At 47.5% G+C, this 19,213-nt stretch carries 21 protein-coding genes; 3 read left to right on the top strand and 18 right to left on the bottom strand.

Going from position 1 to position 19,213, the window contains the following annotated elements:
* The 5 genes from RH89_RS28450 to RH89_RS28430 form a co-directional block, all read right to left on the bottom strand.
* Positions 1-494, bottom strand: a 494-nt coding sequence (locus RH89_RS28450; protein ID WP_004409471.1) for a pyridoxal-phosphate dependent enzyme, incomplete at its 3' end; no start/stop codon positions are given.
* A 44-nt stretch (positions 495-538) separates the two neighbouring features.
* Entirely contained in the window at positions 539-1,936 is a 1,398-nt protein-coding gene (gene trpCF, locus RH89_RS28445) for a bifunctional indole-3-glycerol-phosphate synthase TrpC/phosphoribosylanthranilate isomerase TrpF (protein ID WP_038147752.1), read from the bottom strand.
* Between the two features lie 4 nt (positions 1,937-1,940).
* Positions 1,941-2,939, bottom strand: a complete 999-nt coding sequence (gene trpD / locus RH89_RS28440; protein WP_004409465.1) for an anthranilate phosphoribosyltransferase — start codon at positions 2,937-2,939, stop codon at positions 1,941-1,943.
* Between the two features lie 65 nt (positions 2,940-3,004).
* Positions 3,005-3,583 (bottom strand): aminodeoxychorismate/anthranilate synthase component II, encoded by a 579-nt coding sequence (locus RH89_RS28435; protein ID WP_004409463.1) that lies wholly within the window; start codon positions 3,581-3,583, stop codon positions 3,005-3,007.
* A 3-nt stretch (positions 3,584-3,586) separates the two neighbouring features.
* Positions 3,587-5,137: an anthranilate synthase component 1 gene (locus tag RH89_RS28430; protein WP_004409461.1), complete on the bottom strand. Its 1,551-nt coding sequence runs from the start codon at positions 5,135-5,137 to the stop codon at positions 3,587-3,589.
* 412 nt (positions 5,138-5,549) lie between these two features.
* Here RH89_RS28430 and rnm point away from each other — a divergent pair, with 412 nt between their 5' ends.
* The 3 genes from rnm to rluB all read left to right on the top strand — a co-directional run bounded on the left by rnm (position 5,550) and on the right by rluB (position 8,110).
* A complete protein-coding gene (rnm, locus tag RH89_RS28425) occupies positions 5,550-6,458 on the top strand; it encodes an RNase RNM (protein ID WP_004409460.1) in 909 nt (302 codons plus the stop codon).
* Positions 6,458-7,078, top strand: a complete 621-nt coding sequence (locus RH89_RS28420; protein WP_004409458.1) for an L-threonylcarbamoyladenylate synthase — start codon at positions 6,458-6,460, stop codon at positions 7,076-7,078. The genes rnm and RH89_RS28420 overlap by 1 nt, the downstream gene beginning before the upstream one ends.
* A gap of 120 nt (positions 7,079-7,198) precedes the next feature.
* On the top strand, positions 7,199-8,110 hold the full coding sequence (gene rluB, locus RH89_RS28415) for a 23S rRNA pseudouridine(2605) synthase RluB (protein ID WP_004409456.1): 912 nt from the start codon (positions 7,199-7,201) through the stop codon (positions 8,108-8,110).
* Positions 8,111-8,200: 90 nt separating this feature from the next.
* Here rluB and RH89_RS28410 read toward each other — a convergent pair whose 3' ends face one another.
* The 13 genes from RH89_RS28410 to RH89_RS28945 form a co-directional block, all read right to left on the bottom strand.
* A complete protein-coding gene (locus RH89_RS28410; protein ID WP_004409455.1) occupies positions 8,201-8,518 on the bottom strand; it encodes a hypothetical protein in 318 nt (105 codons plus the stop codon).
* A gap of 67 nt (positions 8,519-8,585) precedes the next feature.
* The gene (locus RH89_RS28405) at positions 8,586-8,906 is read right to left on the bottom strand and encodes a hypothetical protein (RefSeq protein ID WP_004409453.1); all 321 of its coding nucleotides are present in this window, start codon (positions 8,904-8,906) and stop codon (positions 8,586-8,588) included.
* 332 nt (positions 8,907-9,238) lie between these two features.
* Positions 9,239-9,547: a hypothetical protein gene (locus tag RH89_RS28400; RefSeq protein WP_004409451.1), complete on the bottom strand. Its 309-nt coding sequence runs from the start codon at positions 9,545-9,547 to the stop codon at positions 9,239-9,241.
* Positions 9,548-9,814: 267 nt separating this feature from the next.
* Positions 9,815-10,732, bottom strand: coding sequence for a dihydrodipicolinate synthase family protein (locus RH89_RS28395; protein WP_004409449.1), 918 nt, complete (start codon positions 10,730-10,732; stop codon positions 9,815-9,817).
* A gap of 14 nt (positions 10,733-10,746) precedes the next feature.
* Positions 10,747-11,463, bottom strand: coding sequence for a FadR/GntR family transcriptional regulator (locus tag RH89_RS28390; RefSeq protein ID WP_004409447.1), 717 nt, complete (start codon positions 11,461-11,463; stop codon positions 10,747-10,749).
* A 12-nt stretch (positions 11,464-11,475) separates the two neighbouring features.
* Positions 11,476-12,219 (bottom strand): SDR family NAD(P)-dependent oxidoreductase, encoded by a 744-nt coding sequence (locus tag RH89_RS28385; protein ID WP_004409445.1) that lies wholly within the window; start codon positions 12,217-12,219, stop codon positions 11,476-11,478.
* The gene (locus RH89_RS28380; protein ID WP_004409444.1) at positions 12,216-13,826 is read right to left on the bottom strand and encodes a GMC family oxidoreductase; all 1,611 of its coding nucleotides are present in this window, start codon (positions 13,824-13,826) and stop codon (positions 12,216-12,218) included. The genes RH89_RS28385 and RH89_RS28380 overlap by 4 nt, the downstream gene beginning before the upstream one ends.
* 26 nt (positions 13,827-13,852) lie before the next feature.
* Entirely contained in the window at positions 13,853-15,565 is a 1,713-nt protein-coding gene (locus RH89_RS28375) for an IlvD/Edd family dehydratase (protein ID WP_004409442.1), read from the bottom strand.
* Positions 15,562-16,647: an ABC transporter ATP-binding protein gene (locus RH89_RS28370; protein ID WP_004409441.1), complete on the bottom strand. Its 1,086-nt coding sequence runs from the start codon at positions 16,645-16,647 to the stop codon at positions 15,562-15,564. Before RH89_RS28370 ends, RH89_RS28375 begins: the two co-directional genes overlap by 4 nt.
* Before the next feature lie 16 nt (positions 16,648-16,663).
* Entirely contained in the window at positions 16,664-17,518 is an 855-nt protein-coding gene (locus RH89_RS28365) for a carbohydrate ABC transporter permease (protein ID WP_004409440.1), read from the bottom strand.
* Positions 17,515-18,462 carry a carbohydrate ABC transporter permease gene (locus RH89_RS28360; protein WP_004409435.1) on the bottom strand — a complete coding sequence of 316 codons (948 nt, stop codon included), beginning with the start codon at positions 18,460-18,462 and terminating at the stop codon, positions 17,515-17,517. The genes RH89_RS28365 and RH89_RS28360 overlap by 4 nt, the downstream gene beginning before the upstream one ends.
* 59 nt (positions 18,463-18,521) lie before the next feature.
* Positions 18,522-18,923: a type 2 periplasmic-binding domain-containing protein gene (locus RH89_RS28950; RefSeq protein ID WP_139063379.1), complete on the bottom strand. Its 402-nt coding sequence runs from the start codon at positions 18,921-18,923 to the stop codon at positions 18,522-18,524.
* The coding region (locus tag RH89_RS28945) for a type 2 periplasmic-binding domain-containing protein (RefSeq protein WP_004409430.1) at positions 18,850-19,213 on the bottom strand (364 nt) is incomplete at its 5' end. The genes RH89_RS28950 and RH89_RS28945, both read right to left, overlap by 74 nt.

Here is a 19,213-nt window from a genome sequence, read left to right as displayed (position 1 = left end):
AGAGTAGAGCTACCTGAGTGAACCGGAATCACCTCCGCACCCATCAGCTTCATACGGAACACGTTAGGGCTTTGACGTTCTACGTCTTTCGCACCCATGTAAACGCGACATTTTAAACCTAACAATGCACATGCAAGCGCGGTAGCTACACCGTGTTGACCAGCGCCTGTTTCTGCGATGATCTCATTCTTACCCATGCGTTTCGCCAGCAGTGCCTGACCAAGCACCTGATTAGTCTTGTGAGCACCACCGTGAAGTAAGTCTTCTCGCTTCAGGTACAGTTTGGTTTTCGTACCTTTGGTAAGGTTTCGAGTGAGTGTCAGAGCAGTTGGGCGACCAGCGTACTCTTGCAACAGACCCATAAATTCAGCAAAAAACTCTTTATCTTCCTGCGCGTCGATAAAGGCTTGTTCCAGTTGCTCAAGTGCTGGAACCAGAATTTGTGGTACATACTGACCACCGTATTCTCCGAAGTAGGCATCTAATTTTGCCATGGTATTTCCTTAAACTTTCTTGATAGCGGGCAAGCCGCCAGTGATCAGTAATTTCGAATTTCTTTAAAAGCCTGGCTCAGTTTCGCTTGGTCTTTCTGCCCCGGTGCGCTTTCGACGCCGGAATTCAGGTCCAGTCCCAGGCAACCAATACTCGCTGCTTCTTTCGCGTTTTCCGGTGAAAGCCCGCCCGCCAGCATGATATTTCTTTCGTCGCCAATCAGTGACCAGTCGAACGCAACACCCGTTCCGCCAGATTGATTGCCCACTTTTGAATCAAGAAGGTGACGGTCAATATTGGTCTTCAACAGGCTTGGTGCAGACTCTGATACACCATATGCCTTCCAAATCTTGCATTGTTCTGGCAGTGCAGCCCTGAGCGAATCGACATAAGACTGGTCTTCATCGCCATGTAACTGAACCGCAGATAAGCCAAGTGTGGATGCGGTTTCTGCAACAAAGTCGGACGGATGATTCTGGAATACACCGACAAAGTTCAAAGGTGCGCCGCTCATGGTTAAGCGAGCTTTTTCCAGATCCACATAGCGTTTGGATTTCTCAACGAAAATAAGCCCACCAAACACCGCACCAGCTTGATAAGCCTTGGCGGCATCTTCTGGTGAAGTAAGACCGCATACTTTATTTTCGCCGAGTAGAACACGGCGAACTGCAAGTTCAAGGTTGTCTTCGGACATCAATGAGCTACCAATCAGGAAGCCATCTGCATGGTTGGCGAGATCACGAACTTGCTGATTGTTGTAGATGCCGGATTCAGAGATAACAATGGTGCCTTCGGGCAGTTTTGGTGCCAGCTCTTTGGTTCGGTTGAGGTCGATAGAAAGATCACGAAGGTTGCGGTTATTTATGCCCACAACGCGCGCTTTGAAACGAATCGCACGTTCTAGCTCTTCTTCGTTGCTGACTTCTGTCAAAATACCCAGATTTAAACTGTCTGCCACTTCTGCCAGCGCTTGGTATTGCTCATCATCTAACACAGACAGCATAAGAAGAATGGCATCAGCATTGTATTGCCTAGCAAGATACACCTGATACGTATCGATCATGAAGTCTTTGCAAAGAACTGGCTGTGTTACTTGATTCCTTACCTGAGGAAGGAAATCAAAACTGCCCTGAAAGTACTTTTCGTCCGTCAGAACCGAGATGGCACTCGCGTGGTTCTTATACACAGAAGCAATGTAGTCCAAATCAAAGTCATCACGAATCAAACCTTTGGAAGGGGAAGCCTTTTTGCATTCCAGAATAAAAGCAGACTGACCCTGAGAAAGCGCATCATAGAAACTTCTGTCCGATGGCTTTAGTGACGGTTGAAAGCTTTCCAAAGGCTGGCTGACTTTGCGTTCTTCCACCCATATATGTTTGTCGGCAACGATCTTAGCAAGCACCTGTGCCATTTCACGGTTTTGTTGAGTAATGTGCTCAGACATTGATTTAGCCTCTCTCAGCCAGTTGTTTCACCAGCTCATAAGCCGCGCCAGAATTCATGGCATCAATGGCTTTTTGAGTATTGGCTTTCAAATCTTCGTTTCCAAACAGCTTTAGAAGAAGAGAAACGTTTACAGCAACCGCAGAAACCTGCGCTTCCGTACCTTTGCCTGTCAAAATATCTGTAATAATGGCGCGATTCTCAGCAGGCTCGCCCCCTTTGATGGCGTCTAATGGGTGCGTGTTCACACCAAAGTCTGCCGGTGAAAGGGTGTACTCTTCAATCTTACCGTCTTTGATTTCTGCAACCAGAGTCTCGCCGTGGATAGCCACTTCGTCCAGACCACTTCCGTGAACGACTGCTGCGCGCTTCATGCCCATTTGCTGCATGGTTTCAGCAATTGGGCGAACCAGAGCCGCATCATAAACACCCATCAATTCGATGTTAGGGCGGGCTGGGTTAATCAGAGGGCCCAGGATATTGAAGATTGTTCGCGTTTTCATAGTCTGGCGAACAGGCATGGCGTGGCGAACACCGCCGTGGTATTGCGGTGCGAATAAGAAAGCGACGCCTAAATCGTCCACAGCTTTGCGCGTATCTTCCGCACTCATTGCTAGGTTGATGCCGAACGAATCCAACAGGTCAGAAGAACCGGACTTGCTCGATACGCCTCGGTTGCCGTGTTTTGCGACTTTTACGCCACATGCAGCAGCGACAAAAGCGGCGGTAGTTGAAATATTGATGGTATTAGAACCGTCGCCCCCTGTGCCGACGATATCTGCAAAATCGTAATCCGGGCGCGGAAACGGGTTAGCGTTGGCTAATAGTGCTGATGCTGCGCCTGCAATTTCTTCTGGCGTTTCGCCTTTGATTTTTAGTGCAGTTAGTACAGCGGCAAGCAGGATAGGATCCATTTCACCTTTGATGATGGCATCAAACAGTTGCTGGCTCTCGTCTTTGGTCAGAGATTGCTGGTCGTAAAGCTTATTTATAATCTGTTCCATAAAATCTTCCTTCTTCTTGCTCTGACTTAAAGCCGAGCTGAGTATCCGTAATTTCTTATTCTTGATTAAGCCAGTGCCCAGCGAATGGTATTGGCAAGCAAATTCGCCCCTTGAGTCGTCATGATGGACTCGGGATGGAATTGGAATCCGCACACTTTGTCTTTTTCATTTACCACAGACATCACCAGTCCGTCGACTTCTGCCGTTACTTCTAGTGACTCAGGTACAGAAGTGGCAACCAGCGAGTGGTAACGAGCAATGGCAATAGGCGAGGGCAGGTCGTGATATACGGAATGGTTTTGATGCGCCATCATCGACACTTTTCCGTGGACGATTTCACCTGCTCCGGCAACCGTGCCTCCATACGCCTCAACAATCGCCTGATGCCCCAGGCAAATACCAATCATTGGCACTTTGCCTTTTAGCTTTTGAATCAGCTCTGGCATGCTGCCTGCCTCGGATGGCGCACCGGGACCTGGCGACAGTACTACAACAGGGTTGTCCAGCTTCTCGACTGCGTTGGCAATCACTTCCGCAGCAATATGGTTGCGGTAGATGGTAACGTCATGTCCCAGAGAGCGGAACTGATCAACAAGGTTGTACGTAAAGGAGTCAAAGTTATCTACAAATACTAGGTTCGCCATCTTTTACTCCTTATGGGCACTTTGAATTGCTGAAATTACCGCTTGCGCTTTACCGCGGGTTTCGTCGGCTTCTGCCTGAGGATCGGAGTCGTAAACAACACCAGCTCCTGCCTGAACTTGCGCAATACCATCTTCAATGTATGCAGAACGAATAACGATACATGTGTCCAGGTCACCTTCACCTGTCAGGTAACCCACTGCGCCACCGTAACTACCGCGACGTGCTTTCTCTACGTCTCGAATCAGCTGCATCGCACGAATTTTTGGTGCGCCCGTTAATGTTCCCATATTCATGCACGCCTGGTAGGCGTGCAGAGCATCAAGGTCTTCACGCAGTTGACCAACCACACGCGATACGAGATGCATTACGTGGCTGTATCTGTCTACTTTGAGTAAGTCGGCAACGTGACGTGTACCTGCTTCAGAAATACGCGCAACGTCATTGCGAGCCAGATCGACCAGCATCATATGCTCGGCGTTTTCTTTCATGTCAGCACGAAGTTCAAGCTCAATACGACTATCCAAATCAAAATCGATGCTGCCATCGGCTTTCTTGCCGCGACGACGCGTACCAGCAATTGGATAAATTTCTACCTGATTGGTTTTGGTTTCGTACTTGAGCGCACTTTCTGGAGAAGCTCCGAACAGTGTGAACAGTTCATCGTGCATGTAGAACATGTAAGGGCTAGGGTTACTGCGCTTCAGCTCTTTATAAGCGGCTAATGGTGATGGGCAAGGTAAGGTGAACCGACGAGACGGAACCACCTGAAAGACATCGCCTTTCACAACATATTCTTTTAAGTCAGTAACGGTTTGGCAGAAAACGTCATCTGAAATGCTTGGTACTGCTGAGACATCTTTCAGCTTCACTGCCTCTTTAAGTGGCGCTGGCTTGTCACTTTTCTCAGCAATGTCGTTCAGTCTTTCTTTTAAAGCAGACTCAGTGGAGGCATCACCGTCGAACTGTGTGGCTTGTACTGTACAGGTGCGAGTCTGGTGATCCAATACCATCAAAGTTTCAGCGACGTAGAAAACGTAATCTGGGCACCAGTTGCCCTGCTGAGCACTACCCAAAGGTTCAAAGTTGGCGACGTGATCATAAGCAAACAGACCACCCATAAAGATTGAGTGCTTGTCTTTTCCTTTCAAATCGAAACTGTGCTGAACCAGTCTCAGAGCATCAAAACTGGATGCTTCGCGTAAACGGCTGTCTTCATCTAACTCGGAATCCGGCTGCTCGAAATTCAGGATCAGTGCATCCGGTGACAGTTCACACGAAACCTGCTCATGAAGGTTGGAAGAAAGGCGTTTAATCAAATGACGACCATTTTCAGTCAAGGCTTCATAAGTTACCTGATGACCTCGGCATACAATGCGGACAGCGGCATCGACCAATAACCAACTGCTTAAATTTTCTTTGGAATCAATTTCTGCCGATTCCAACAACAGACTATTGGTTTTATCGCCGCAAAGTACCTGAAAAAGGCGCGTAGGATCTTCACTGTAAGGCACGGACATCGGGTGCAGGGTGACCTGTCCTTTTTCTTTAATCATTATGGCCTTATTCACAAGCCCTCCTTTTGAATAAACACGTTTCCAAATCCCCAGATAAAAAACTCAATTTGTGGTGCGATTTGGAGAAACTACATACTCGCATATTCGTCACTCAGCCCCAATCTTTGAACGCCTTGATTTGCTGCAATATTGTCCGGTTGAGTGTGAGTAAGTCGACAAAACAAAAAGCCCGCTCAGGGAGCGGGCTATTTGACTGAAATTCTATAAATCAGATACGCACAATAGCCCGCGCAGGTTTCCACCACACAAGCCACCACGAAGCAACAGTGCAAACCACTGAAACTTTGTCGTTATGTTGTTGGTTAAATTCCTGTAACATGAGCTTCCTAAGTACGCTGTCTGTCATTGCGTACTAGTTAACTAGTGCAAGGGTAAAAAGTCAAGCATTAATATGAAAATAGATCTCCACAGCCATACCACTGCCTCCGACGGCAGACTTTCACCTGAACAATTGATTGATCGAGCGATTGAATTCAGAGTGCAGGTGTTAGCCATTACAGACCACGACACGGTCGACGGGCTTAGTGTGGCGCACAGTTATATCCAGAAAAATGACATCGATCTGACTTTGATTGATGGAATCGAGATCTCTACTGTTTGGCAGAATAAAGATATTCATATTGTCGGGTTGAATATCGACCGTGAGCATCCCGCTCTTCAAACGCTGATTCATGAACAAAAACGCAGAAGAGCAGAACGTTCTGAACTCATCGCTCAAAGGCTTGCAAAAGCAACACGAGAGGGTGTGTTAGAGGAAGTGCGTGAAATCGCAGGTGACGCCTCAGTAACAAGAGCGCATTTTGCCAAATGGCTGGTGGATAACGGCTATGCTAAAACCATGCAGCAGGTGTTTAAGAAGTACCTGACGCGTAATAACCCTGGCTATGTACCGCCATCCTGGTGCTCCATCGAAGATGCTGTGACCGCAATTCATGCGGCTGGTGGTCAGGCAGTACTGGCGCACCCAGGTCGATATCAGCTAACGGCTAAATGGATTAAGCGTCTGATTACGGCGTTTTGTGAAGCAGGAGGAGATGCTATGGAAGTGGCTCAGCCTCAGCAAGCCCAACAAGAACGACGCAATCTTGCTGATTATGCTATACAATACAAACTATTAGCTTCTCAAGGTTCCGACTTTCATTATCCGTCACCCTGGATGGAACTGGGAAGAAACTTATGGCTGCCCGCTGGTGTAGAGCCAGTGTGGAAAGATTGGGATTTGATTCAGAATCAACAATCCCCAGATTCAAGAAACGAGGAGTTCGCAAGAGACGAAGAGCTCGCAAGCGAGGAAGAATAATGAGCCAATTTTTTTACATTCACCCAGAAAACCCGCAAGCCCGATTGATTACTCAAGCCGTTGCCATTATCCGCAATGGCGGTGTCGTCGTTTATCCTACCGATTCTGGTTACGCGCTTGGTTGTCAGCTTGAAAACAAGCAGGCACTTGAACGCATCTGCCGAATCCGCAAACTGGATGATAAACACAACTTCACGCTGCTATGTCGTGATCTTTCAGAGTTGTCTTTGTACGCTCGCGTCGACAATACAGCATTTCGACTATTAAAAAATAATACGCCTGGTCCTTACACCTTTATCTTCAAAGGTACGAAAGAAGTGCCTCGCAGGCTAATGAATTCCAAAAAGAAAACCATCGGAATTCGTGTACCAGACAACATCATAGCGCTGGATCTGCTTGAAGCGCTGGGCGAACCTTTGATGTCGACTTCTTTGATTCTGCCAGACAGCGACGTTGCAGAATCCGACCCTGAAGAAATCCGAGACAGACTTGAGCATGCCGTAGATGCGATTCTCAATGGTGGTTACTTAGGTGAGCAGCCAACCACAGTTATCGACTTTAGTGAAGACGAAGCTGTGATTGCGCGTGTCGGGGCAGGGGATACCACACCGTTCGAGTAATAAAAAATCAAAATTTAAATGGGTATTTTTCCAGAATATCTGCGATAATACGCGCCCACCAAAACTGGTGGCATCAAATTTTGCACTCGACGTCTGTGAAGGCGACACATAGGTAAATTAATGAGCGAAAAGTTACAGAAAGTTTTAGCGCGAGCAGGTCATGGTTCTCGCCGTGAAATGGAAGCGCTAATCAAAGCCGGACGCGTGAGCGTTAACGGTCTCGTGGCTAAACTAGGCGAACGCTTAGAAGATGAAAACGCGACAGTTCGAATCGACGGACACAATGTTTCAGTAAAAGCTTCAGAAGAAGTGGTCTGCCGCGTACTGGCATACTACAAACCGGAAGGCGAACTTTGTACTCGTCACGATCCTGAAGGTCGTCGTACCGTTTTTGATCGCTTGCCTAAAATTCAAGGTGCACGTTGGGTGTCTGTAGGTCGACTGGATGCCAACACTTCTGGCTTGCTGCTGTTCACAACCGATGGTGAACTGGCTAACCGTTTGATGCACCCATCACGTCAGGTTGAACGTGAATATCTGGTTCGCGTGTTCGGCGAAGTGAACGAGAAAATGATTCAGAACCTGGTTCGCGGTGTTGAACTGGAAGATGGTTTAGCGCGCTTCGAAGACGTGGTATACACTGGCGGCGAAGGCATGAATCACACTTTCTACGTTGTGATCAATGAAGGTCGTAACCGAGAAGTTCGTCGTTTGTGGGAATCACAAGGTCCGACAGTGAGCCGTCTGAAACGTGTTCGTTACGGCGATATCTTCCTGGATAAGAAACTGCCTCGCGGCGGATGGATGGAACTGGAGCTTAAAGAAGTGAACTACCTGCGTGAAATGGTAGAGCTTGCACCAGAGAAAACGTCCTTGATTGACCCTCATAACACATCTCGCAAACGTGACCGTTCACGTAGCCAGAAGATCCGCAGAGCGGTGAAACGCCATGAAGAGCGCGTAAACAGCTCAGGTGGTCGTGCAAACCAACGCAGAAAACCTGCGAAAGCGAAAACACGTCGCCAAGGTTAAACAAAGCTATTAAAAAATATAAAGCCTCGCCAAGTGCGAGGCTTTCTACTTTCAATATCTTGCGATACTTACTCTATTTCTTTATAGAACTTAATTAGTAATACGAACCTTTAAGGGGCTTACATTCCAGTTGTGTTGATTACAATCCACTCCACTTTCTAAAGGAAATACCAAAACCAATTTCTTTCCACTTGCTTGTGCTGAAAGTGCCATGGACAAACGGCTCTGGAAAGAAAGCTCTTCATACCTACCTAGTTGATGCCAGCCCAAACCTGATATATTAATAACAACGTTAGTTTGTTCAGACTGAATGTCTTTTACTGTTCCTGCATTACAGTAAATTCCGTCTGATGCCCACGCATTTATTGAAACTAAAAATATGAAAGTAGCTAAGATTTTCTTTAACATAACTCTTATCCTTTCCGAATAAATAACTGTAAAGCCTTATACTTATTCAATATCATTTTGATGGTGATTATTTATCCACAACGTAATTTATTTTACAGCGTGAAGAGATTTTACCTACTTCTGGGTTAGTTTGAATGCAAATGGGTGTCTTGGTCATTTTGGCAGATAGTAAAAAACTATAAACAAGTTCCCTATTATTACCTTGTTGAGATAAGTAGAACCCTCCAGAACAAACAGAAGGGTTATTGTCAAATATCACCCATACGCCATATGTTTCACCGCCTCCCACCCATGTATACATTTTATCCACGGTTCCACAATAATTTGAGAAGCCTGCAAATGAGCTAAAACTAGTTAGAAAAATGACTATAGCAATTAAAAATTTCATGTATAACTCCGAAAATATAACGAATGACGAAAATGTTCTTTTGGAGGAATCACAATACTGGTGTTAGTTAGAGCACGAATCTAACTTTTAGCTTGTTGGAATTGTATTCGCTCAAAATACCCTGTATTCATATCTAGAACCTGGCAGTAAAGTGATTTTTCTTAACTTATCACTTTATCTAAATGACTGAGTAATTTAGCAAATATTAATCATTGTAGTATTGATGAAATCGTGGGATTGTGCACATTATTGGAAGAGAGATGGCCGCCAGTGCAGCCAAAACTTCATATTTAAAATAAACGTTAAACAATACGTTATTTTATTCCGTAGTCTCAATTCTCATACATAGCGATTACTTGGCATGTAGTCTCGTCAATATTTAAAGCAACCGACTGACCACGAGATTTAGCCGCTAGAAGTAAAGCGTACTCTTCATTAAATGAGATACGATCTCTATTTAGACAGTATCGATTTGGCCATGTTGGATAGCATGTACAATTTGTTTTCGTTGAGCCTGCCTGACCTATCGAGATGGTTTTTCCATCATAACCTATGGCTATCATTTCAATTTTTCCATGATGCCAATCGGCGTAAGAGGCGGATGACGCTATCAACAATAATGTAAATAATAGTTTTTTCATCTCAATTCCTTTTCAATATCTAACATGTTGATAAAGAAAGGAAAGATATCATATTAAATGTGTGGAATATGGCTTAAATCCTGATGGCTTTTAGAGGTTAATCTCAAAGTGGAATTAATTTTTAATCATGGAGTTGACGAGCAGCTAGACATAATGGCTTAGCGTTACCCCCAACGCTTCGCACAACTTTCCTCAATTTTGGGCAGATCATACAGGCACGCAAGACTTTGGAAATTTAGCCTCCAAGAAGTTAAATTTCCACTTATTTCACCCCAAACCAAATAACTGAAAAAACTCTTCTATCTGCTGATTATCTTCTTCAGTGGTTGGGTACCCCGGTTTTCGGCAATAGTCGGATTGAATGACGTTTCGTTTGGCTAATATTTTCTTTTCTATGTCTATCAGGTATTCGCAGTTACTCATCCAGACTTCTATAAAGGTGAGAAGTTGCTGGTGCTTGTCTTTGGCCGCCTGATGCTGTCCGTTTTGCCAGAGGTTATAGATGTCCACATATACTTCGGCAAACGAACTGCCGGGCATGACGCCTTTTCCGCCAATGGACATCATATCTAACATGTACAAGCCTGCGTAACCGTTGAGAAGGGTTGCGTCTGGCAGCATCGAAAGTAACGTCTGGCCGTATTCGACTGGTGGGTTGCATTCAACTTTAAACATTGCGTTAGGGTATTTCTTACCCCATGCCGCCATCTTTTCAGGGGGAATTGGCACACCCGTTTCAGTGGGCGCGTATTGAATTAGAATTGGGATTGAAACAGAAGAAAGGACAGCTTCGATATGCTCTTCAATTTGCCAGGTTTGCGGGTTTAGGAAGTAGGGGGGCAGTAACATCAGCACATCTGCGCCTAAAGATTGATAATGCTGGGCAGTTTGAACTGCTACTTCAGTTGCGTGATCGGTTACAGACAGGCAGCGATACACGTTTGAATGTTCCGTGTTTTTCAGAAAGCGAAGTGCCAGCTTTTCTTTTTCAGGGAACGATAGCTTGTAAAACTCGCTGGCGATACCGAATAAAGTCATGCCATGGCAACCCGTCTGAATCAAGTGTTCCACCAAACGATCGAAGCTCTCATAGTCAACGTCACCATTCTGGGTAAAAGGCATGGCGAGGACGGGATTCACCCCAACAATGTCGTTAGTTCCAAAGCGTGGTATTACTTTATTCATAGCTATCAACCTAGTTACTCGTTTGAAGCTTCTTCAGAAGCGCGGTGTGTGGCTTGCTTTAAGTCGTTCAGGGCATTTTCGAGTAGTGAAGACATTAAATCGCTGGCCAGTTGACCGTTGCCAGCTACAATCGCGTCATAAACTTTTTTGTGTTCGTCCACCCAGGATTCATCGTCCAGATCTCTGTGAGCAAGCCGGAACGTGTGCTGCAAAACGACGGATATCATGTCACCCAGCGAGCGATAAAATCGGTTTCCAGTGGCGTCGAGAATCGCGCAATGAAACGCAAGGTCGTGTCTGACTCTGTCTTCTTCATCAAGGTATAAGGTCATGCCCTGTAAGGCTCGTCGAATGGCAATGTCATCATCTTTCGAGAACCGGTTGGCTGCCAGGTATGCTGCTCTTGGTTCAAACGCCAGTCTCAGATCATAAAGCTCTACAATCAAATCGCTACTCAACGAGCTTTGCACCACCCAGGACAGCACTTCGCTATCGAGCATATGCCATTCTGAAGTAGGGCGAACCCTTAAACCTAGCCGGGGAACAGATTCCACCATGCCTTTGCCATTCAGTACTTTCACTGCTTCACGCACTGCTGTGCGCGATACATTAAACTCTTCAATCAGATCCTGCTCATTGCCGAACATTACGCCCGGAGGGTAGCGACCACTGACCACTCGTTGTCCGATTTCTGTCGCTACGTGTTCATGTAAAAACTGTTTCTTGGTCAAATTGTTTTCATCCTAAGTTCGCCCGCCATCAATCACCAGAGATTGCCCGGTGACCATGGATGAGGCATTCGATGCTAAAAACAAAGCTGCATTTGCAACGTCTTGTGGCTGAACCATCCTCTTCAGGCATTGCTGTTCCAGCCATTCTTTTTCTATTTGTTTAGTCAGCCAGAGCTGTTTCTGTTTTTCGGTGACGACCCAGCCGAGAGTGAGAGTGTTGACTCGTATATCCCATTCCCCAAGTTCGCGAGCCAGAGACTTAGTCAGCCCATGAATTGCAGCCTTAGCGGTGGAATAGGCGGGGTAGCCTGAAATCCCTAGTAAGTGGCTGATTGAAGACAGGTTGATGATACTGCCTCCATTTGACTTCATTTTTTCATGCGCATATTGGGCGGTATAAAAACAGGAACGAAGATTCACGTTCATCAACTCATCCCAATCGGATGCGTCTAAATCTGGCAAAGCATGTCGCCTGTCATTTGCGGCGTTATTGATCAGTACGTCAACCGGGCCAAACTCTATCTCGAAATCTTTAATGGCTATTTCTAGAGCGGCTAAATCCCGAATATCCACCGACGCAAACCGTGTCGTATTCAATGTTCCCTCAAGTTGCTGACCAGCTTTGGTATTGATATCCAGAAAGCTGACTTTGCACTTTTGTTGGTCGAAAGCCGAAGTTAGCGCCTGACCGATCCCCGTTGCGCCGCCAGTTACCAACACATGTTTGTTACGCAAGTCTGGATAATGGACGGTCATGACGAGCTCCTTGTCTGTTCGTTCATCATTCGGTCGATCGCGTAGTCTGCAATCATCATGGCAGGAGCATTGGTGTTGGCGCTAATGATTGTTGGCATAATTGATGCGTCGATCACTCGTAAATTTTTCACCCCAAACACACGAAGGTGGCTGTCCACGACGGCAAACTCGTCTGTTTCTACCCCCATCTTGCAGGTTCCAACAGGGTGGTAATTGGTTTTCACCGTGCGTTTACAGTGTGCTTCTATGTCTCCGTCAGAAACGCAGTTCGGACCGGGGAAGATTTCTTCTTTCACAACATCGCAAAGAGGTGGAGCATTAAGTATTTCACGGGAATATTTAAAGCCTGCAATTTGGAGTGCCATATCGTCGGGGTGACTGAGATAGTTGGAATCGACAACGGGTTTGTCTTGGTGGTGATTGGATGCCAACCGCACACTGCCTCTCGATTTGGGTTGTATCACGCAGGCATTAAATGTGGCGCCATGAGTAGGCGCTATACCCATTACGTCACGATCCAAATACACGGTGGGCACGCAGTAATGTTGAATCGTCGGTCTGGCTTCAGGTTCAATTGGATTTATGAACGAACAGGCTTCGCAACCGTTACTGGAGACAGGACCATTACCTAGCAACAAAAACTGAAGACCATTTTTGATCATTTTTAGCCCTCTATCTTCTCCGAAATAGCCAAGCTTTTCTTTGGTAGATACGACGACAGGCACCTCGTGGTGATCTTGTAGATTCTGTCCAACCCCCGGTAAATGCTGAATCACATCGATTTGATGGTCGGCTAAGTGGTGTTTGTCACCAATTCCGGAAAGCATAAGGAGTTGTGGAGTTACCAGTGCCCCGGCTGCCAGCAAAACCTCTTTGTTGGCTTTTACTGTATACGTCTGCCCTTTGTGCTGATATTCCACACCAATGGCGGTGTTATCGAGAAACAGGATCCGCGTTACTTTCGCCCCCAAACGCAACTCGAACTTTTTCTCATGCATGATCTCGGAAAGAAAGGCTTTAGAAGCAGAGCAGCGACGACCCTTATAGGTGGTGGTCTGCATCAATCCGGTGCCGAATTGGTTCCCAGAGTTGAAATCCTGTGTAAGCGGAACATCCATGGCTTGCATCGTCTGAAGGTAGAGGTAACTCATATCGCAGATATGAACTGGATCAGACACTTTCAAAGAACCATCTACTCCGTGAAGCTCGTTGTTCAGGCGTTGATTCCCTTCCTGTTGCACATAGTAGGGCAGTACATCTTGGTAGCTCCAGCCATCGCCTTCCACCGCCTGATGCCAACTTTTATAGTCCTCCTCGCAACCGCGCATGTAAACCATGGCATTGACCGTACTGCCTCCGCCCAGCACATTACCCTGTGGAATATCGTGGACCCGCTGTCCAAGCTGAGATTGTGGCTTGGTATGGTGAAAGATCAGATATTTTGAACCCGCCAGCATCTTGATAAAGCCTGCGGGCATACTAAATAACGGATGATTGTCCGCGTAGCCAGCTTCTAACATTAAAACGCTCGCACCGTATTTCTTTACCAGGCGATTCGCGGCAACACACGCTGAGCTACCGCCTCCCACAATGATGTAATCTGTCACCTTTTACTCTCCTGAAGCCTGATTTGCTAATGGCTTTCGCGTGGTACGTCTGCGCCGCGACATCCCACTAAAAAGTCCAGATCAGCCCCCTGATCCGCCTGTAGCACGTGGTCGATATACAGTTTCTGGTAGCCACTGGTTATTGAGCTGGGTTCTGCTTCGTAACGATTGCGTCGTTGCTGAAGTTCTTCATCCGACACTTCAAGGTGAAGTTTTCGCTGCTCCACATTCAGTTCAATCATGTCGCCGTCTTCCACCAGCCCGATAACCCCACCCGCGGCCGATTCAGGTGCGACGTGAAGCACCACTGTGCCAAAGGCAGTGCCGCTCATTCTGGCATCTGATATTCGAACCATGTCACGGACACCCTGCTCAAGCAGCTTTTTCGGTAAGGGTAAGTTGCCGACTTCTGCCATACCCGGGTAGCCTTTTGGTCCGGCTCCTTTTAGTACCAGAATGGAGTCTTTATCTATATCCAGATCTGGCGAGTCGATACGAGCTTTGAAATCTTCAATTGTGGAGAAAGTGACGGCTTTACCGCGGTGATTCATGAGTTCAGGAGTCGCAGCAGAAGGTTTTAGCACCGCACCTTGTGGAGCCAGATTGCCTTTGAGAATAGCGATGCCACCATGATCAACGAGTGGCTGGCTCAGCGGCCGAATCACCTCATCGTTGTAGCATTGAGCGGATTCAATGTTGTGTTTGAGCGAGTCGCCCGTCACCGTCATGACATCCAAGTTCATTGAAGCTTCAATACGCTTCATCACTGCCGGCACGCCCCCCGCGTAGCAGAAGTCCTCCATGAGGAATCGACCACTTGGCAGGCAGTCCACCAGAGTCGGAATATCTCGCCCACAGTCGTCCCAGTCCTGCAGAGTCAGCGGCACTTCGGCGCGCCCGGCAATAGCGAGCAGATGCACTACGGCATTCGTCGACCCGCCAATCGCTCCGTTGACTCTTATTGCATTTAAAAACGCATCTCGGACTAAAACCTGATTGAGACACAAATCTTCTTCCACCATATCGACAATTCGCCTGCCTGAAAGACGCGCAATTCGAGCTCGGTTGGCATCAACGGCGGGGTAGGTGGCGTTATAAGGTAAAGTAACACCTAAAGATTCCGCCATAACAGCCATGGTCGAAGCGGTTCCCACTGTGTTGCAGTGCCCAGCAGAACGGGACATGGCTGATTCCGCGTCCATAAAGGTTTTTACGTCGATCTTGCCCCCGCGAACGTCTTCAGAAAATTTCCACACATCGGTGCCGGAGCCTAATGTTTCTCCTCGAAATCGTCCATTTAGCATAGGACCACCGGACACCAGAATAGTCGGCAGATTGGCACTGGCTGCTCCCATCAACAGGGCTGGTGTGGTCTTGTCACAACCCGCCATCAGCACAACTCCATCAATTGGATTGCCGCGAATCGACTCTTCAACATCCATTGACGCTAGATTGCGAAACAGCATAGCGGTCGGGCGAAGATTGGACTCGCCGCAAGAAAATACAGGAAACTCCAGAGGGTAGCCGCCTGCCTCCAGCACCCCATTTTTGACTTCCTGAACCAGCTCCCGAAAGTGTGCATTACAAGGTGTCAGCTCTGAAAAGGTATTGCAGATACCAATGACAGGTCGTCCGTCGAACATGTCGTCTGTTGCGCCGCGATTTTTCATCCAACTGCGATGGATAAAGCCGTCTTTGTCCAAGGGACCAAACCAAGCTTGGGAGCGTCTTTTCTTCATTCTTGTACTCCTGAGTTGCTAGCTTCTGATTGAGCGCGGAGCCTCAACCCTGTCTGATTGTCGAAGTAGAGAATACGTTCCGGATTTACCTGAATATGGATTTCTGCGTCCAGTTCTGGGCGGAAATGTTTATCGGCTTTAAACGTGACGGATTGATCATCGACTTTGCAGACCACCAGTGTGGCGTCTCCGGTAGGTTCAACCGCGTAGACTTTTCCTGTCAGATGGGCGGGTTCAATTGACAGTGAACAGTCTTCAGGTCGGACACCCAGCACAACGTTTGTGTTGTTTCCGATACCCTGAGCGGGGAGAGCCCCGGCATTTGTCTGAAAAGACTCATTAAGAATTTGACCGTGAATTTTGTTCATCGAAGGGGAGCCGAGAAAACCCGCGACAAATAAGTTAGCCGGATCGTCATACACTTCATCTGGTGTGCCGATCTGCTGTATTTCTCCGGAAGACATGATGACGACTCTATCAGCCAGCGTCATGGCTTCTATCTGATCGTGGGTGACATAAATCATGGTGACTTCCATCTCTCGTTGAAGGCGTTTGATTTCTGCACGCATGTCTACCCGAAGTCTGGCATCCAGGTTCGATAGGGGCTCGTCCATCAAAAAGACTGAAGGGTTTCGGACAATCGCCCGAGCCAGTGCTACACGCTGGCGCTGCCCACCAGATAAGGCTTTGGGCTTACGATCTAAATAGTCCAGAAGCCCGACTTTTTCTGCGGCGTAGAGCGCTCTCTGATAGCGCTCCGACTTATCTAACCCTGCGATCTTATGAGGGTAGGCGATGTTGTCGCGTACAGTCATGTGCGGATACAGAGCATAGTTCTGAAACACCATAGCGATGTTTCTATCCCTAGGCAGGCGGTCTGTCATATCGGTATCGTCAAAGCGAATCTCACCTGAAGTTGGGGTTTCTAACCCGGCGATCATTCGCATGGTCGTGGTTTTTCCGCATCCTGATGGACCCAGCAGAACAATAAATTCGCCCTGTGCGATGTTCAGATCAAACTGATTGACGGCTTTGACTCCAGCCCATTCTTTGTTGACGGCATTTAGCGAAACTTGTGTCATCAATAACTCCTAAACCTTATCGATATGACCCCATCGTCAACCCTCTGAGCAGGTGACGCTGGAAAATAACAATGAAAATAATAATCGGGACGATCATCAATGCAGCAGAGGCAGAGAGCTCTGCCCAGCGAATGGTTTGATACCCGATGAAGCCGTAGAGCCCGATAGGGACGGTTCGGACTTCGCTGTCGCCAAGCACCAGTGCAAACAGGAACTCGTTCCACGACAGTAGGAAAATCAAAATGCCAACGGAAGCCAAGCCGGGAAGCGCAAGAGGTAAAGTAATGCGGAAGAATGCGCTGAAATAGGTGTCTCCATCGAGGTAGGCGGCTTCCTCCAGTTCTACGGGCAATTCTGAGAAAAAACCGCGCAGCAGCCAGACGACAATGGCAAGGTTGAGTACCACATGCGCGATGATTAAACCGATATGCGTGTCCAGCAGACCAAGCTGGAAAAATAGCACGAAGAATGGAATCAGCATGGCGACAGGGGGCGTCATTCTTGTGCTTAGAATCCAGAACCCAAAATCTCCTCGGCCTTTAAAATGGAAGCGGGCAAGGATGTAGGCGGTGGGCGCGCCTATTAACAGGCTAAGAACGGTGGAACCAGCGGCGACAATCGCGCTGTCGATGAAAAAGTCCAGAATGGCAGGGTCTGCCAGCACTTTTTCAAAGTTTTTTAGTGTAGCTTCAAACCAGAAGCTGGGCGGACGTGACATTGCCTGAATCGGCGTTTTCAGTGCTGTTAAAAAAATCCAGTAAAGCGGAAACAGACACCAGATGGCGAACAGATACAGCACCACGCGGCGAGCCCAGATTGAGCCAAAAAGGCGGACGATGATGGAGCTTACCGTTGTTTTTCGCTCGCTCATGATGTGCCTCCTGTTTTCAAATCGAACAAGCCCAGTTTTCTTAGAAAAACCTGACTGACGATCAAGGTAAAAATCAGCATCACGATAGCGATGGACGAGGCATAACCCATTTCAAGAAATTCGATGCCTTGTTTGTACGCCAGAATGTTCAGTGTTCGTGTAGTGATCCCCGGACCACCCCCGGTTAACACGAAGATGATGTCGAAGGTCTTGAATGCGTCGATAACCCGAAACAACAAAGCTAAGGCAATGTAAGGTTTGAGCTGTGGCAAGGTTACGTAAAAGAAGGTTTGCCAGCCGTTTGCACCGTCTACCTCGCTGGCTTCTTCTGGCTCCGATGGCAGGGAAGCCAACCCGCCTGCGGTGATCAGCAAAATAAAGGGCGTCCATTGCCAGGTATCGACAAGAATAAGAGAAAACAGCGCTGATTCAGGGGCGGCAGTCCAGGCGCTGGGTTCCAGCCCAATTGACGTCAGCATATAGTTCAGAACCCCGAGTGAAGGGTTGAACATCAGCCTGAAGGTGAAGGTTGCGGCAACCGGCGTAATAGCGATAGGTAACAAAAACAGAAGTCTTAACCACGGAGCTTGCTTAGATTCATAGTGAAGCAAAGCTGCCATTCCAACCCCTAAAATAGTTTGCAGGGTCACGGCGACTATGGTGAAAACCAGAGTCACTTTGGTGGCAGACCAAAACTCTTCAGACTGGAACAACTTGCTGTAGTTACCGAACCCGATAAAGCTTTTTTCCCCTGCATTTAAAAGTGAGTAGTCGGTAAAGGACAGATACAAACTGAGCAAAAAGGGAAACAATGTTGTCAAAAGCAGCACCGCGGTAGCGGGCAATAACATCGCCAAAATAAAGTTTCTACGATGTGCTCTTGCCGAGCGAAGCGGCACAGGCGGACTGGATCCAACTATCCCTTTGGACAACATTGCCTTCATCTTATTTCCTTCCCTGATGTTATGTGTTGTATCGGTCGAGCTTCCTTACCCGACTGGTGTTACAAAATGTCGTTGATCTTGTTGGTTGCGGTTGTCATGGCAGCCTTAGATGTTTTTGCGCCTGTCGCGACCTCGTTAATTGCAATGCCCCATGCATCCAGAATCTGCGCGGCTTTCGGATGGAACCAGCACGCTTTGAAGACTTCTGCATCACCAGAGTTCAGATTGGCAAGTGCCGCCTGAGCAGCATCTGCCCCAAAGCGATCTTTAAAGGCTTTTGAATCCCATGCTGAGTTTCGAATGGTGGCCAGTCCGTTGGCTGATGTCAGAGCACAGCCTGGTTTCGAGTTCAGGAATGTGAGTAACAAGAAAGCGGCTTGTTTCTTTTTAGAGTGACGGTTGATGCCAGCTTGCCACGTCCAGATATTGGCTTTTGCAGAATGGTTTGCATGAGTTGGCATTGCGGCGTAAGTGGTGGAGTCGTGTACCAGACTTTTTCTCTGGGTTCTGGAAGTCAGTTGCGAAGTTGGAAGAATCCATTGCGATGGCAGCTGCACCTGCAGAGAAGTCATTCAATACTTCGTACCAGTGGTAATTTCCGACGCCGAGCGGTCCGGCATCTTTGAGCAAGCGTCCGTACATATCAATGGCGGCGATTGCCTGATCACTGTCTAACACGCAACGGCCATCTTTAATCACTTCGCCGCCATAAGAGAACAGGAATCCACCACAAGGCCAGGTGCCTGCGGTG

It is taken from the genome of Vibrio nigripulchritudo ATCC 27043 (assembly GCF_000222685.1).
Classification (GTDB): domain Bacteria; phylum Pseudomonadota; class Gammaproteobacteria; order Enterobacterales; family Vibrionaceae; genus Vibrio; species Vibrio nigripulchritudo.
This window is presented reverse-complemented; position numbering and strand designations above follow the sequence as displayed.

Excerpts from the sequence above, each read along its gene's own strand:
- trpCF (WP_038147752.1), bottom strand. The coding sequence starts at position 1,936 with ATGTCTGAGCACATTACTCAACAAAACCGTGAAATGGCACAGGTGCTT.
- trpD (WP_004409465.1), bottom strand. The coding sequence starts at position 2,939 with ATGGAACAGATTATAAATAAGCTTTACGACCAGCAATCTCTGACCAAA.
- RH89_RS28435 (WP_004409463.1), bottom strand. The coding sequence starts at position 3,583 with ATGGCGAACCTAGTATTTGTAGATAACTTTGACTCCTTTACGTACAAC.
- RH89_RS28430 (WP_004409461.1), bottom strand. The coding sequence starts at position 5,137 with ATGATTAAAGAAAAAGGACAGGTCACCCTGCACCCGATGTCCGTGCCT.
- rnm (WP_004409460.1), top strand. The coding sequence starts at position 5,550 with ATGAAAATAGATCTCCACAGCCATACCACTGCCTCCGACGGCAGACTT.
- RH89_RS28420 (WP_004409458.1), top strand. The coding sequence starts at position 6,458 with ATGAGCCAATTTTTTTACATTCACCCAGAAAACCCGCAAGCCCGATTG.
- rluB (WP_004409456.1), top strand. The coding sequence starts at position 7,199 with ATGAGCGAAAAGTTACAGAAAGTTTTAGCGCGAGCAGGTCATGGTTCT.
- RH89_RS28410 (WP_004409455.1), bottom strand. The coding sequence starts at position 8,518 with ATGTTAAAGAAAATCTTAGCTACTTTCATATTTTTAGTTTCAATAAAT.
- RH89_RS28405 (WP_004409453.1), bottom strand. The coding sequence starts at position 8,906 with ATGAAATTTTTAATTGCTATAGTCATTTTTCTAACTAGTTTTAGCTCA.
- RH89_RS28400 (WP_004409451.1), bottom strand. The coding sequence starts at position 9,547 with ATGAAAAAACTATTATTTACATTATTGTTGATAGCGTCATCCGCCTCT.
- RH89_RS28395 (WP_004409449.1), bottom strand. The coding sequence starts at position 10,732 with ATGAATAAAGTAATACCACGCTTTGGAACTAACGACATTGTTGGGGTG.
- RH89_RS28385 (WP_004409445.1), bottom strand. The coding sequence starts at position 12,219 with ATGACCGTCCATTATCCAGACTTGCGTAACAAACATGTGTTGGTAACT.
- RH89_RS28375 (WP_004409442.1), bottom strand. The coding sequence starts at position 15,565 with ATGAAGAAAAGACGCTCCCAAGCTTGGTTTGGTCCCTTGGACAAAGAC.
- RH89_RS28370 (WP_004409441.1), bottom strand. The coding sequence starts at position 16,647 with ATGACACAAGTTTCGCTAAATGCCGTCAACAAAGAATGGGCTGGAGTC.
- RH89_RS28365 (WP_004409440.1), bottom strand. The coding sequence starts at position 17,518 with ATGAGCGAGCGAAAAACAACGGTAAGCTCCATCATCGTCCGCCTTTTT.
- RH89_RS28360 (WP_004409435.1), bottom strand. The coding sequence starts at position 18,462 with ATGAAGGCAATGTTGTCCAAAGGGATAGTTGGATCCAGTCCGCCTGTG.
- RH89_RS28950 (WP_139063379.1), bottom strand. The coding sequence starts at position 18,923 with ATGCCAACTCATGCAAACCATTCTGCAAAAGCCAATATCTGGACGTGG.